This window comes from Shinella sp. (assembly GCF_035998705.1).
Taxonomy (GTDB): domain Bacteria; phylum Pseudomonadota; class Alphaproteobacteria; order Rhizobiales; family Rhizobiaceae; genus Shinella.
Genome location: NZ_DASYHH010000008.1, coordinates 341,662 through 354,159, shown reverse-complemented (window position 1 = coordinate 354,159; position 12,498 = coordinate 341,662). Strand labels below are relative to the sequence as shown.

Genomic DNA, 12,498 nt, shown 5'->3' with positions numbered 1-12,498 from the left:
CATCGAATGTGAAGCCGCACCCCGCGAAAAATGGGATCACATGGCAATATAGCGGTCGGCGCGGTGGTTTACGGTCAGGAAGAGGTTGAGCACCACGGCGCCGACGACCGAGCAAAACACGATGAAGGGCGGGGCGACCAGGAAGGCCGCGACCAGCACCACGAGGTCGAAGGCGAGCTGCACAAGGCCGGCGCGAATGCCGAAGCGCTCCTGCAGGTAGACCGCCAGCACGCCGACGCCGCCGAGGCTCGCACGGTGGCGGTAGAGGCCGAGCAGGCCGAAGCCGAGCAGGATGCCGGCCAGCACCGCCGTCCACATCGGATCGATGCTCTCGATGCTGACGAAATGCGGCTGCAACTCGGTGATCAGAGAGGTGAGCGAGACGGCGATGATGGTCTTGATCGTGAAGGCCCAGCCGAGGCGTTTCAACGCCAGAACGTAGAAGGGGATGTTCACGACGGTGTAGAACAGGCCGAAACTGTAGCCGGTGAGATAGTGCAGGATGAAGGCGACGCCGGCGGTGCCGCTGGCCACCAGCCCGGCGCTGCTCATCAGCGCGAGGCCAAGCGCCGCGATCATGCTGCTCGCAAACAGGCCCTGCGCATCTTCCAGCGGCGTATGGCGGGTAGGGGTGGGATTCCAGAAGCCGAAACGCCGTTTGTCCACGTCCATGCCTGATCTCCGAAGGTGTTTTTCAGTTGTATAGCGCCGCGCTGCCGGCGCAAGCCTATGCCTGCCGGCGCGCGAGGAAGAGCAGGCCATGCACCGGCTGTCCCGCATCCTGCCGGATCACGCTCTTTTCGAGCGCAATGAGATCGAAGCCGTTCTCCGCCATACGCCGACGGATGAAGGCTTCCGGATGGGCATAGCGCAGCGACGGGCGCAGCAGCGGCGCGTCGCCGTCGCCGCCATCCTCCACGGAAAAGGCGAAAAGGCCGCCGGGCCTGGCAAGGCGGGCGACGCTTGGGAAGACTTCGGCGAGATCGCCGAGATACATCAGCACATCCGCGGCGCTGACGAGGTCGGCGCGGGCTTCCGACGCATCGGCAAACAGGCCGCTCGTCTCCGCTGGCCGCGACAGGTCGGCCTGCGCCAGATGGTCGTAGACGGCCTTCTCGCCCGCCTTGGCCAGCATGCCGGCGGAAAGGTCGAAGCCTTCCAGCCGGCCGGCATGGCGACGGATTTCCACGCCGAACAGGCCGGTGCCGCAGCCGATATCCGAGACGAGGCCGAACTGCGCGTTCTCGCCTGCATGCTCGCGCACCAGCCGGGCGAGCGTGCGGGGCACGGTGTATTCCAGCCGCTCGACGAGCGCCGTGTCGAAACGGTCGGCATAGTCGTCGAAGAGGCGCGCGACATAGGGGCTTGGTGGTGCGGCGGGCGTCGCGCTGGCGCCGAGCACGGCGAGTTTCAGGCCGGCGCCGAAAATGTCGGTCGGGTCGAGCGCCAGGACTTTTTCGAGGGCTGCCGTCGCCGCCTCCTTCCGGCCCGATTTTTCCGCATATTCGGCGAGCCGGAACCAGCCGGCGGCCCACATCGGCACCTGCTCGAGCGCCTGTTCCATGAGTTCCTGCGCCTCCGCGAACTCGCCCGATTCCGCGAACATGCGGGCATAGTCGGCGCGACGGTCGGCGATGAGGTCGCCGGAGGAGAAATGCGGGCTCGTCATCGGGGCCTGTGGAAACGGGGAAACTGGCGGAGCTACATGGCAGGGCCGCGGCAAAAGGCAAGCGAATTCTCGTTGAGAAGCCGCTTGCTTGCCGCGGGACCGGTGACAGCTTATCTGGAAGCGAACGAATTTTTGGAGAATCAGCCCATGTCCAATGGCGTGAACGGGTTTCTCGGCGACACACCGCTGCGCGTGTTTATCAAGCTCCTGATCCTGTCGGTGGCCGTGGGCTTCCTGATGTCGGTCTTCGGGCTCTACCCGGACGACATTCTTTTTGCCGCCCGCGATTTCGTGGTCGACCTGTGGAACACCGGCTTCAAGGCGCTCGGCCGCATCGGTGATTACCTGCTGCTCGGCGCCGTCATCGTCGTGCCGATCTTCATCCTCATCCGTATGCTGAGCTATCGCCGCTGACCATGGTTTCCCGCCGCACTCTTCTTGCCGCCTCCGCGGCCGCCGTCGCAGCACTTGCCGCGGGCTGTTCCACCACGAGCGTGCTGACGCCCTCTGCCGGCACCGGCAGCGACCAGACGCCGCCCTCGCTCGCCCTCGTCAACAAGCTGCGCAGTGATCGCGGTCTGCCGGCGCTCGCCATCGACAAGGCGGCGAGCCGCGCCGCGATGGACCAGGCAAGCCGCATGGCGTCCGCGGGCAAGATGGAACACAATATCGGCTTCGGCGCGAATTTCCTGAAGCGCATGAAGGGCATGGAAGTCGCCTTGCCGGCGGCGGAAAACATTGCGGCCGGGCAGGACAGCGCCGCAGACGCGTTCGACGCCTGGTATCGCTCGCCAAAACATCTCGAAAACATGCTGGGCGCCGGCTATCGCGGCCTTGGCGTCGCGGTCGTCTCCAATCCCGCAACCGGAAACCGGCCCTATTGGGCGATGGTACTGTCGAGCTAAGCAAAAGCCAGGGGCGGGGACATGAACGCGACGGCAGCAAGCGAAAACCGTGAGGCCGGCCCCTTCGAGGTGACGCACCGCCTCGTGCTGGCGATCGCCATTCCGATGACGCTCGGCTTCCTGACGACGCCGCTGATCGGGCTCACCGATACGGCGGTTGCCGGTCGGCTCGGCTCGGCGGATGCGCTGGCCGGCATGGCCGTCGGCGCGGTGCTGTTCGATCTCCTGCTCGGCAGCTTCAATTTTCTGCGCGCCTCCACCACGGGCCTCGTTGCCCAGGCCTTCGGCCGTGGCGACCGGCGCGAGGAACAGGCGGTCTACTGGCGTTCGCTGACGATCGCGCTCTGTTGCGGGCTGGCGATCGCGCTGCTTTCGCCGCTGCTGCTCTCCGCCGGCCTCTTCCTGATGGCGCCCGGGCCGGGCGTTGCGGCGGTGACCTCGACCTATTTCGCGATCCGCGTGCTATCCGCCCCCATGGCGCTTGCCAACTATGCGTTGCTCGGCTTCGTGCTCGGCCGCGGGCAGGGCATGACGGGGCTGCTGCTACAAGCGATCATCAACGGCATCAACATCGTGCTGTCGATCACGCTCGGCCTCGGGCTCGGCTGGGGCATTGCCGGCATCGCCTGGGGAACCTTTGCCGGCGAAACGATCGGCATGCTGGCGGGCCTCCTCATCGTCGTCTCGCGTTTCGACCGCGCGAACCGGCCGACGCGCGCGGAAATCTTCGCCCGCGCGCGGCTGAAAGCGCTCTTCTCGCTCAACCGCGATATCATGATCCGCACCTTCGTGCTGATCGGCGCCTTCGCCATCATGACGCGCATCGGCTCGTCGTTCGGCCCGCTCGTGCTTGCCGCCAATGCGGTGCTGATGAACATCTTCCTCGTCGCCGGCTATTATCTCGACGGCATCGCCAATGCGGCCGAACAGCTCGTCGGCCGGGCGTTCGGCGCGAATTTCCGGCCGGCCTTCGACCGCGCGGTGAAGCTGACCATGCTCTGGTCCTTCGGTCTCGGCGCCATTACCACGGCGCTGTTCCTCGTCTTCGGGGCGGATGTGATCGGCCTGCTCACCACGACGGAAAGCGTGCGGGCGGAAGCGGCGGCCTACCTGCCCTGGGCGGCGCTGACGGCAATCACCGGCGCGCTCGCCTTCCAGATGGACGGGGTGTTCATCGGCGCCACCTGGTCGTCGGCCATGCGCAACATGATGCTGGTGGCCTTTGCCGGCTATCTGCTGGCCCTCGCCGTCTTCGTGCCGCTCTTCGGCAATCACGGCCTCTGGCTGGCGCTCAATTTGTTTTTGGCATTCCGTGGGATTTTCCTGGCCTTGCGCCTGCCGGCGCTGGCCGGCCGGCAATTCGGCTAGCGCGTCGGGCCGGAGCGCAACCCCGGCCCGGGCGCTCGACCGTCAGAAGGGCTGGTCGAGCTGGGTATCGATGTCCCGGGCATCAAGCGGCTTTTTTGCACGCACCGGTTTCGGGCGGGCGATGCGGTCGGGGTTTTCCGCCGTCGGATTTTCCGGCACGGTGCCTGGCGGTAGCGTGTTCAGAGCGATATCGGCCTTGCTGGCCCGCTCCGGGGCACCGTTGTCCGCCTCGCGTATCTCCGCCCGCGCGCGCAGCCAGTGCGAATATTCGCGGCCTTCCGGGCGGCCTTCTTCCTCCCAGATTTCGTGAGCCCTTTGCCGGATCCGTTCGTCATGGTCGTCCATGGTATCGTCCCTTCCTGGCCTTTTCGGCCGTTTCGGGCGAGATCGGTGCAGGCTACCGTCGACAGTGCATCTTCGGCAATTCCAGACGCGAAACCGCGTCGCGCGTGCCGGAATTGCCCTGCGTGTCGGCTTTTGCCGAGCACTCCACCCGCAGGAGAGAAACCCTGGCGGGCGAGTTTGGTTCCGTTGTGGCGCTCAAAGCGCGCGGTCGGCCCAATGCGCAAGCCGCGTATCGCGAAGCGCGGAAATCGAGGCGATCTGCGCGCGATCGCAAATCCGCGAGAGGCCGCCGACGATCTCGCCGGCCAGTCCCGGACCGGCATAGACCATGCAGGAATAGAGCTGCACGAGATCCGCGCCGGCACGGATTTTTTCTGCCGTCGTCTCGGCGGAAGAGACGCCGCCGACGCCGATGAGCGGCAGGTTCTTGCCGATGCGCCGGCGCATCTTGGCGAGCACGGTGGTCGATTTCTCGAAGAGCGGCTTGCCGGAAAGCCCGCCCGCTTCGCCGGCCTGGCGCGTATCGCGAAGACCGGCGCGCGACAGCGTCGTGTTAGAGACGATGAGGCCGTCGAGCGGATGGGCAAGCGCCACCTCGGCGATGTCGTCCAGGCCCTCTTCCGTGAGGTCCGGCGCGATCTTCAGGAAGACCGGCACCTGCCGGCCGCTGCGGGCCGCTTCCTCCGCACGGGCGGAAAGCACGGCGGAAAGCAGTGCGTGCAGGCTGTCCTTCGCCTGGAGATCGCGCAGGCCCGGCGTGTTGGGCGATGAGATGTTGGCGGTGAAGTAGCGCGCCACATCGTAGAAGGTGCGGATGCCCGCGACATAGTCCGCCACGCGGTCGGCGCTGTCCTTGTTGGCGCCGATATTGACGCCGATCAGCGCATCGCGCCGGCAGGCCTTCAGGCGCTCGAGCGCGGCCGTATGGCCGGCATTGTTGAAGCCGAGGCGGTTGATGACGGCGTCGTCCTCGACGAGGCGGAAGATGCGCGGCTTCGGGTTGCCCTCCTGCGCGCGCGGCGTCACCGTGCCGATCTCCGTGAAGCCGAAGCCGAGGCGCAGCAGCGCTTCCGGCACCTCGGCATTCTTGTCATAGCCGGCTGCCATGCCGAGCGGGTTGGGAAAGGTGAGGCCGGCGATGGTCTGCGCGAGACGCGGATCGGCCTTCGCCGGGCAGGCCGGCACGATGCCGGTCTTCAGCGCGGCGATCGACATGCCATGCGCGGTTTCGGGATCGAACAGGAAGAGGCCCTTGCGGCCGAGCGTCGAAAGCAGCGACATCAGGCGGTCATCTCCGGAAACTGGTGGGCGCCGTCGTCCCCGAGCGGCAAGGGCTTTTCCCAAAGCACGGCGGAAAGCGGCAGGGTGGCATAGAGATGCGGGAAGAGATCGCCGCCGCGCGAGGTCTCGTAGATCAGCTTTTCGCCGAGCGCGTCGCCGTCGACGGCGACCAGCAGGAGATCGCTCTGGCCGGCGAAATGGCGGGCGGCGGTCTCGATCGCCTGGGCGCTTGTGGAGAAATGGATGAAGCCGTCGGTGAGGTCGATCGCGGCGCCCTCGAAAATCCCGGCGTCCTTTGCTTTTTGCCACAGACTTGCCGGAACGATCTTGTAGATTGTTTTGGCCATCTCGTCCGTCTCTCCCTTGCCTGCCGTTCTCACGGTAGCGCTTGCCGCAAAGAACGGCGAATGTCCACCGGCGACACGCCCGGGAACCGGTCCTTGGAGGATTTTGCATGCGAATTCGCTCTCTGCCCCTCGTCTTCGGCGCTCTCCTCCTGGCGGGTTCCGCCCAGGCCGAGGGCGAAGGCCGCTATCGCATGGACAAGACCGACAGCGGCCTCGTGCGCCTCGATACGGTGACGGGCGAGGTTTCGCTGTGTCGCGAGCAGGACGGCCAGATCGTCTGCCGCATGGCGGCCGACGAGCGCGCGGCCTTCGAGAAGGAACTCGATCTTCTGACCAAGCGCATCGAAGCTTTGGAAAAAGGCGGCGCAACCGGGCAAACAGCCGTAAAACCGTCACTACCCACGGATGAAGAGATTGACCGGACGATGAGCATCATGGAAAAGATGATGCAAAGGTTCATGGGCATCGTGAAAAACCTGGAGGACGGCGAGGAGGAAACCGCCCCCGGGACGGACGCGATCCCCGGAAAGACCTGACGGAGCATCCTTAGCCGGCGAAGACCGTGCCGCATCCGTCGCGAGGTCCATACTGGTCTTTGTACTCTGGGGAGGGAGCGCATGGCATCGGCACTCACGATCATCATCGCGGATGACCATCCGCTGTTCCGCGGCGCCTTGAAACAGGCGCTCACCGGAATGGCGGGCAATCCGGATATCGTCGAGGCTGGCGATTTCGAGGCGGCGCGCCAGGCGGCCGCGGCCAGTCCGAACGCCGACCTGCTGCTGCTCGATCTCGCCATGCCCGGCGTCAGCGGCCTTTCCGGCCTCATCTCGCTTCGCGCCGAATTCCAGAGCCTGCCGGTCGTGGTGGTCTCGGCAAGCGACGATCCGGCCACCATCCGCCGCGCGCTCGATCTCGGCGCCTCCGGCTTCATTTCCAAATCCGCCTCCATCGAGGACATCCGCGAGGGCATCGGCTCGGTGCTCGACGGCAATATCTACACGCCGGGCGGCTATGTGCGCGCGCCGGAGCAGGACAGCGAGGTGGCCGATCTCATCGCGCGCCTGCGCACGCTCACGCCCCAGCAGTCGCGCGTGCTCGCCATGCTGGCCGAGGGCCTGCTCAACAAGCAGATCGCCTACGAACTCGGCGTCTCCGAGGCGACCATCAAGGCGCATGTCTCGGCAATCCTGTTGAAGCTCAATGTCGACAGCCGAACCCAGGCGGTCATCCAGCTCGGCAAGATCGGCAGCGCGCAGGCGGCGGCGTAGAGCAATTCCGGCAAAAGTGCGAAGCGGTTTTGTGTCCGGAATTGCGTAAAACCAAAGAGCCCTATTCGGCGGCCGCTCTTTCCAATCCGGAAAACTGCGTTAACCAGGCTCGCATCGAGGCGGGGCGCACGGGCTTGTTCTGCACGAGGATATTGTCGCGTTCCGCCTCGGCGCGCACATCCGGCGTGCGGTCGGCGGTGACGAGCAGCGCCGGCACTTCGCGCGCCGCCGCGCGCCGCAGCGTGGCGATCGCGGCGATCCCCGTACCATCGTCGAGGTGGTAGTCCGCAATGACGGCGTCGATGGAAGGCGGGCCGGCCGCGACCAGCGCCTCGACCGCCGCCACCGATTCGGCGAGCGTCACCGCGCAGCCCCAGCCGGAGAGCAGGAGGCGCATGCCGTCGAGGATTTTCGGCTCGTTGTCGATGCACAGCACGCGCAGCCCCCGGAGCGGCTCGTCGCTCGCCGGCACGATCGCCGGCTTGTCGGCGACAGGGCGGCTTGCGGCGGCATCGACGGGTACGCGCACCTTGAAGCTAGTGCCGCGCCCCGGCGTCGATTGCAGCTCGACCGGGTGGGAGAGCACACGCGAGATGCGGTCGACGATGGAAAGGCCGAGGCCAAGGCCCGGCGCCGTGCGCGCGCCCTCGTCGAGGCGGGCGAACTCCTTGAAGACGGTGCGGAATTTCGAGGCGGGGATGCCGATGCCGGAATCGAGCACCTGGATGAAGGCCTGCCCGCCCTTGCGCCGCACGCCGACCAGCACCTTGCCGGAATTGGTGTATTTGATGGCGTTCGAGACGAGGTTCTGCACGACGCGGCGCAGCAGGTTCGGGTCCGTGCGGATGGCGAGCGACGAGGGCAGCACGGTAAATTTGAGGTTCTTCGCCCGCGCCATCGGCGCAAAATCGGTCTCGATGCGCTTGAGAAGGTCCTTGAGGGGAACTGTCTGCACGCGCGGTTTCATCGCGCCGGTATCGAGGCGTGAAATGTCGAGCACCGCGCCCAGAATGGCCTCCACCGATTCCAGCGAGGAATCGATGTTGTGGATCATCTCCCGGTTTTCCGTCTCGCCGAGCCGCTCGACGAGGGAGGAGGAGTAGAGGCGCGCGGCATTGAGCGGCTGGAGGATGTCGTGGCCGGCGGCGGCGAAGAAGCGCGTCTTGCTGATATTCGCCTCTTCCGCGGCGGCGCGGGCTTCGGCAAGCTCGGTGTTGACGCGGGTCAGTTCGGCGGTGCGCTGCACGACGCGCTGTTCCAGCGTCTCGTTGACCTGTTTCAGCGCGCGGTCGGCCGCCACACGGTCGGTGATGTCGGTATAGGTGGAGACGAAGCCCTTTTCCGGCATGGCATTGGTGCGCACTTCGATGATGCGCTCGCCGCCCGAAAGCACCAAGGCGAAGGGTTCGTCATAGATCATGATGCGCGTCACCGCCACCTCGCGGTCGGCCTCGGCTATATCGCCGCGCTCCACGAGGATGTCGACGATGTCGGCCAGCGGAAAGCCGACCTGGCCGACATATTCCGGCAGGTCGAGCAGCTGGCGGAAGCGGCGGTTCCAGACGGTGAGGTTGCCGGCGCTGTCGAAGACGGCAATACCCTGGTCCATCTGGCCGAGTGCTGTCTGCAGCATGTCCTGGTTATATTGCAGCGCCTCGCTCGCCTGGTCGAGCAGCCAGTCGGTATCCGTCGGCGTGTCGTCGATGCGTTGCAGCACCAGCGACAGCACGAGACGGGCCGACGAGGAGCCGATGGCGCTGCCGAGCAGTTGTTCGGAAAAGTGCACGATGGCGGCGTCCGCCGGCGCATTGTCCTCCAGCCAGCGGCCGACCTGGCGTTCATAGGTGTGGAAAGAGCGCTGCATGCGCTCCTCGCCAAGATATTTGGCGATCGTCGTCTTGAGGTCCTTGACCGTCACCTTGGTGCGCCGGCCGCGGAAGGCGCGCTCGAGACGGGGCTTCGAGCGGATGAAGGTGGCGGCCTGGACCCGCTCCAGCGAGGTCGGGTTGCGCGTCAGCGAGCCGACGACATAGGCGCCGATATTGACCATCATCGCCAGCAACGTCGCGTTGACCAGCGGATCGGCATTGGCACCGGTGAAGATGGTGGAGCCGGGGAAGAGGAAACCGAGCACCGTTTCGGCGACATAGGCATTGTCCGCGACGCCGATGCTCGGCAGGAACAGCAGATAGGCCCAGACGACGAGGCCGCAGATCATGCCGGCCATGGCGCCGCGCGCATTGGCATTGCGCCAGAACAGGCCGCCGAGCAGCGTCGGCGCCACCTGCGATATGGCGGCAAAGGCGAGCAGGCCCATCGAGGCGAGGCCGGCATTGGTGGTGGCGGCACGGTAATAGGCATAGCCGAGCAGGAGCACGAAGAAGATCGCGAGCCGCCGGATGCGCAACAGCATGCGCGAAAGGTCGTCCTGCTGCTCGACGCCGCCGATGAGGTTGCGGCGCAGCACCACGGGGATGACGATGTCGTTTGACACCATGATGGAAAGGGCGACCGAGGCGACGATGACCATGGCGGTGGCGGCGGAAAAGCCGCCGATGAAGGCGACCAGCGTCAACAGCGGCTGGTCGAGCGCGATGGGCAGCGTCAGCACGTAGAGGTCGCCGTCGCCCGTGCCGTTGAAGGTCATGACGCCGCCGATCGCCACCGGCAGCACGAAGAGGTTGATGGCGACGAGGTAGAGCGGAAAGAGGATGCCCGCCATGCGCAACTCGCCCGCCGTGCGGTTCTCCACGACCGTGACGTGGAACTGGCGCGGCAGCATGATGATGGCGAAGGCCGACAGCACGATCAGCAGGATCCAGCGGGCGACCGGCGTCTCGTAGGTGAGCGACTGCATGACCCGCTCGTTTTCCGAGGCGCGCTGCCAGAGGTCGCCGGGGCCGTCGAACATGAAATAGATGACGTAGATGCCGATCGAGGCGATGGCGACGAGCTTCACCAGCGATTCCATCGAGATGGCGAGGATCAGGCCGTCCTGGTGTTCGGTCGCGTCCGTATGCCGCGTGCCGAAGACGATGGCGAAACAGGCGAGGAAGAGCGTCACGACCAGCGGCAGGTCGACGAGGCCGCCCGAGGCCGCGATGCCGAAGCCGGTCGTATCGACCATGGCCGAGACGGAGCTCGAGACCGCCTTCAGCTGGAGCGCGATATAGGGAATATAGCCGATCAGCGAGATCAGCGCGACGACGGCGGCGACGCCGGGATTCTTGCCGTAGCGGGCGGCGACGAAGTCGGCGATCGAGGTGAGGCGTTCGGATTTCGCCAGCGTCACGATGCGGCGCACCAGCGGCATGCCGAGCGTGAACATCAGGATCGGGCCGATATAGATACCGGCGAATTCCAGGCCGTGCGTGGTCGCGAGGCCGACGCCGCCGAAATAGGTCCAGGACGTGCAGTAGATCGCAAGGCTCAGCGCATAGACCAGCGGCCGGCCCTTGGATGTATGGCCGGAACGCTTGGCCTTGCGGTCGCCGTAACTTGCAACCGCGAAGAGCAGCAGCAGATAGGCCAGCGCCAAGGCGAATATCAGCGAGCCCGGCATGCTTCCTCCCGCAGTCCTTCGGCCTTCTTTGCGCAGAATAGGCCAAAGACGCCGGGAAAGAAATTGCGTCTAAGGTTGGGGGCTGAAATACACGGTGCGTAAACCCCTAGATATTGATAGGCCCCAGTTTCCTCCCGTGAAAAACTACACTAGGTTGCCCTTGCGTCGCAGCAAAAGGAGACCCGCATGCTCAATGAGTTCAAGGCGTTCATCGCCCGCGGCAATGTCATGGACCTCGCCGTGGGTGTCATCATTGGTGCAGCCTTCAACAAGATCGTCGAATCCATCGTCAACGACCTCGTCATGCCGATCGTCGGTGCTTTGACCGGGGGTGGCTTCGACTTTTCCAACTACTTCATCGCGCTCTCCGGCAATGTGACGGCAACGTCGCTCGCCGCCGCCCGCGAGCAGGGCGCCGTCTTCGCCTATGGCAGCTTCATCACCGTCCTCATCAACTTCCTGATCCTCGCCTGGATCATCTTCCTGATGATCAAGGGTGTGAACCGCATGCGCGCTTCGCTGGAAAAGGAAAAGGCCGCCGGTGCCGCCGAGCCCGCGCCGCCGCCGGAAGACGTGCTGCTCCTCACCGAAATTCGCGACCTTCTGAAGAGCCGTTCAGCCGTCTGAGGTTTCGCAGGCCGATATGTCGAGAAGGCCCGGTTCGCCGGGCCTTTTTACGTTGCGGGCCAGCCCGTGGCACGGGCCTGTTCGAGCGTCGCGAGCAGGGCATCGGCTGGGGAAAGGCCGAGCCGGTCGGCCTGCTGCCGGAGCCAGCCGGCATGCACGAGGCGGATTTCGACCGGGATGCGCTCGATGCCGAGCGCGAGTGCTGCCGCCATGCGGTGCTTGCCGTTGGTGTGGCGGACGAGGCGGCCTTCCGCATCGATCGCCACCCCGATGTCCCGTTCGGCGAGGTCCTGCCAGAGCGTGCGCGTCCAGCGGTGGCGCCGGCCGGTCTGGCCGAGCAGGCCGAGATCGGAATGCGGCACGATGCCGTTCGTCTCGATGTCGGCGATCAGCGCCAGGTAGTATTCGAAATAGTTGTCGAGCTTGTCGATCGTGTCGATGACGATGCGGTTGCGCTTGACGATGCCGCCATCGTCGATGCGTTTTGCATAGCCGCGATAGCGTGCGCCCGCGCGAAAATCCTGCCGCGTGCGGATGAGTTCCAGGATCTCCGCATGGGAGGAGGAGTTTTCCAGCGGTTCGACGATCCCGCTCCAGTCGCTGCCGTCGAGAAAATGCGTGCCGATCCAGCGCAACCGGCCGCGATCGGAAATATTGTCGCGAAGCCGCGTCGTCAGGCTTTTTGCGGCGACGGGGATGACCAGCCGTTCGCCGAAATGGAAATGGCTTTGCGCGGCCGGGAGTGCCGGGCCGCCCTCGCGATCGAGTCGCTTGACCGCGCGGTTGAACCGTCCGGTGAAGCCCGCCTGCGCCGCCAGGAAGTCGCGCATCGGCACCCAGTCGAGCACCTTCTGGACAAGCGACGGCGCAGGCGGCCGCGCACCGGGCGGCACCCTTTGATAGACAGGTCGTGGAAGTTTCTGCTGGTCCGTCAACCTTTGCCCGAGCCCGTTGCCATCGCCGTCGACGCGGGTGGGCGGCAAACAGCGCGGCCATCCATGACAAATAAACGACGGTTTTGCAAAGCAAGGCGGCCGAACGAGGCGTCCGCCCGGCCGAAACCCCGGAGATTTCAGGCTTTGCCGGAGCGGGATCATCCGCCCCGGCCAGAGCCGTTTTTGTC

At 65.5% G+C, this 12,498-nt stretch carries 13 protein-coding genes; 6 read left to right on the top strand and 7 right to left on the bottom strand.

Going from position 1 to position 12,498, the window contains the following annotated elements; all coding sequences use genetic code 11:
• Window positions 1–36: 36 nt before the first annotated feature.
• Together VGN93_RS04720 and VGN93_RS04715 are read right to left on the bottom strand one after the other, a co-directional pair.
• Window positions 37–672, bottom strand: coding sequence for a YitT family protein (locus tag VGN93_RS04720; RefSeq protein ID WP_327506549.1), 636 nt, complete (start codon window positions 670–672; stop codon window positions 37–39).
• Between the two features lie 55 nt (window positions 673–727).
• Window positions 728–1,669 (bottom strand): methyltransferase domain-containing protein, encoded by a 942-nt coding sequence (locus VGN93_RS04715; RefSeq protein WP_327506548.1) that lies wholly within the window; start codon window positions 1,667–1,669, stop codon window positions 728–730.
• Between the two features lie 147 nt (window positions 1,670–1,816).
• Between VGN93_RS04715 and VGN93_RS04710 the strand changes: the two genes are divergently transcribed.
• The 3 genes from VGN93_RS04710 to VGN93_RS04700 are packed head-to-tail and all read left to right on the top strand — an operon-like array spanning window position 1,817 to window position 3,942.
• Window positions 1,817–2,083: a DUF6460 domain-containing protein gene (locus VGN93_RS04710; protein ID WP_319323857.1), complete on the top strand. Its 267-nt coding sequence runs from the start codon at window positions 1,817–1,819 to the stop codon at window positions 2,081–2,083.
• A 2-nt stretch (window positions 2,084–2,085) separates the two neighbouring features.
• A complete protein-coding gene (locus VGN93_RS04705; protein ID WP_327506547.1) occupies window positions 2,086–2,574 on the top strand; it encodes a CAP domain-containing protein in 489 nt (162 codons plus the stop codon).
• A gap of 21 nt (window positions 2,575–2,595) precedes the next feature.
• Window positions 2,596–3,942, top strand: coding sequence for an MATE family efflux transporter (locus VGN93_RS04700; protein ID WP_327506546.1), 1,347 nt, complete (start codon window positions 2,596–2,598; stop codon window positions 3,940–3,942).
• Window positions 3,943–3,984: 42 nt separating this feature from the next.
• Here the strand turns inward: VGN93_RS04700 and VGN93_RS04695 are convergent, their stop codons facing one another.
• The 3 genes from VGN93_RS04695 to VGN93_RS04685 form a co-directional block, all read right to left on the bottom strand.
• Complete coding sequence (locus VGN93_RS04695; RefSeq protein WP_327506545.1) at window positions 3,985–4,287, bottom strand: DUF2934 domain-containing protein; 303 nt, start codon at window positions 4,285–4,287, stop codon at window positions 3,985–3,987.
• A gap of 195 nt (window positions 4,288–4,482) precedes the next feature.
• The gene (locus tag VGN93_RS04690; protein WP_327506544.1) at window positions 4,483–5,568 is read right to left on the bottom strand and encodes a quinone-dependent dihydroorotate dehydrogenase; all 1,086 of its coding nucleotides are present in this window, start codon (window positions 5,566–5,568) and stop codon (window positions 4,483–4,485) included.
• Complete coding sequence (locus VGN93_RS04685; protein ID WP_327506543.1) at window positions 5,568–5,915, bottom strand: DUF952 domain-containing protein; 348 nt, start codon at window positions 5,913–5,915, stop codon at window positions 5,568–5,570. Before VGN93_RS04685 ends, VGN93_RS04690 begins: the two co-directional genes overlap by 1 nt.
• A 107-nt stretch (window positions 5,916–6,022) precedes the next feature.
• Between VGN93_RS04685 and VGN93_RS04680 the strand changes: the two genes are divergently transcribed.
• A complete protein-coding gene (locus VGN93_RS04680) occupies window positions 6,023–6,451 on the top strand; it encodes a hypothetical protein (RefSeq protein ID WP_327506542.1) in 429 nt (142 codons plus the stop codon).
• An 81-nt stretch (window positions 6,452–6,532) separates the two neighbouring features.
• Window positions 6,533–7,186 (top strand): response regulator transcription factor, encoded by a 654-nt coding sequence (locus VGN93_RS04675; protein WP_319323851.1) that lies wholly within the window; start codon window positions 6,533–6,535, stop codon window positions 7,184–7,186.
• Between the two features lie 61 nt (window positions 7,187–7,247).
• Here the strand turns inward: VGN93_RS04675 and VGN93_RS04670 are convergent, their stop codons facing one another.
• Window positions 7,248–10,748 (bottom strand): PAS domain-containing hybrid sensor histidine kinase/response regulator, encoded by a 3,501-nt coding sequence (locus VGN93_RS04670; protein ID WP_327506541.1) that lies wholly within the window; start codon window positions 10,746–10,748, stop codon window positions 7,248–7,250.
• Between the two features lie 186 nt (window positions 10,749–10,934).
• Here VGN93_RS04670 and mscL point away from each other — a divergent pair, with 186 nt between their 5' ends.
• Window positions 10,935–11,375, top strand: a complete 441-nt coding sequence (gene mscL / locus VGN93_RS04665) for a large conductance mechanosensitive channel protein MscL (protein WP_319323849.1) — start codon at window positions 10,935–10,937, stop codon at window positions 11,373–11,375.
• Between the two features lie 47 nt (window positions 11,376–11,422).
• Here mscL and VGN93_RS04660 read toward each other — a convergent pair whose 3' ends face one another.
• On the bottom strand, window positions 11,423–12,358 hold the full coding sequence (locus VGN93_RS04660; RefSeq protein ID WP_327506540.1) for a hypothetical protein: 936 nt from the start codon (window positions 12,356–12,358) through the stop codon (window positions 11,423–11,425).
• Window positions 12,359–12,498: the final 140 nt, after the last annotated feature.

Coding starts and splice junctions, on each gene's coding strand:
- VGN93_RS04720 (WP_327506549.1), bottom strand. CDS start 672: ATGGACGTGGACAAACGGCGTTTCGGCTTCTGGAATCCCACCCCTACC.
- VGN93_RS04715 (WP_327506548.1), bottom strand. CDS start 1,669: ATGACGAGCCCGCATTTCTCCTCCGGCGACCTCATCGCCGACCGTCGC.
- VGN93_RS04710 (WP_319323857.1), top strand. CDS start 1,817: ATGTCCAATGGCGTGAACGGGTTTCTCGGCGACACACCGCTGCGCGTG.
- VGN93_RS04705 (WP_327506547.1), top strand. CDS start 2,086: ATGGTTTCCCGCCGCACTCTTCTTGCCGCCTCCGCGGCCGCCGTCGCA.
- VGN93_RS04700 (WP_327506546.1), top strand. CDS start 2,596: ATGAACGCGACGGCAGCAAGCGAAAACCGTGAGGCCGGCCCCTTCGAG.
- VGN93_RS04695 (WP_327506545.1), bottom strand. CDS start 4,287: ATGGACGACCATGACGAACGGATCCGGCAAAGGGCTCACGAAATCTGG.
- VGN93_RS04690 (WP_327506544.1), bottom strand. CDS start 5,568: ATGTCGCTGCTTTCGACGCTCGGCCGCAAGGGCCTCTTCCTGTTCGAT.
- VGN93_RS04685 (WP_327506543.1), bottom strand. CDS start 5,915: ATGGCCAAAACAATCTACAAGATCGTTCCGGCAAGTCTGTGGCAAAAA.
- VGN93_RS04680 (WP_327506542.1), top strand. CDS start 6,023: ATGCGAATTCGCTCTCTGCCCCTCGTCTTCGGCGCTCTCCTCCTGGCG.
- VGN93_RS04675 (WP_319323851.1), top strand. CDS start 6,533: ATGGCATCGGCACTCACGATCATCATCGCGGATGACCATCCGCTGTTC.
- VGN93_RS04670 (WP_327506541.1), bottom strand. CDS start 10,748: ATGCCGGGCTCGCTGATATTCGCCTTGGCGCTGGCCTATCTGCTGCTG.
- mscL (WP_319323849.1), top strand. CDS start 10,935: ATGCTCAATGAGTTCAAGGCGTTCATCGCCCGCGGCAATGTCATGGAC.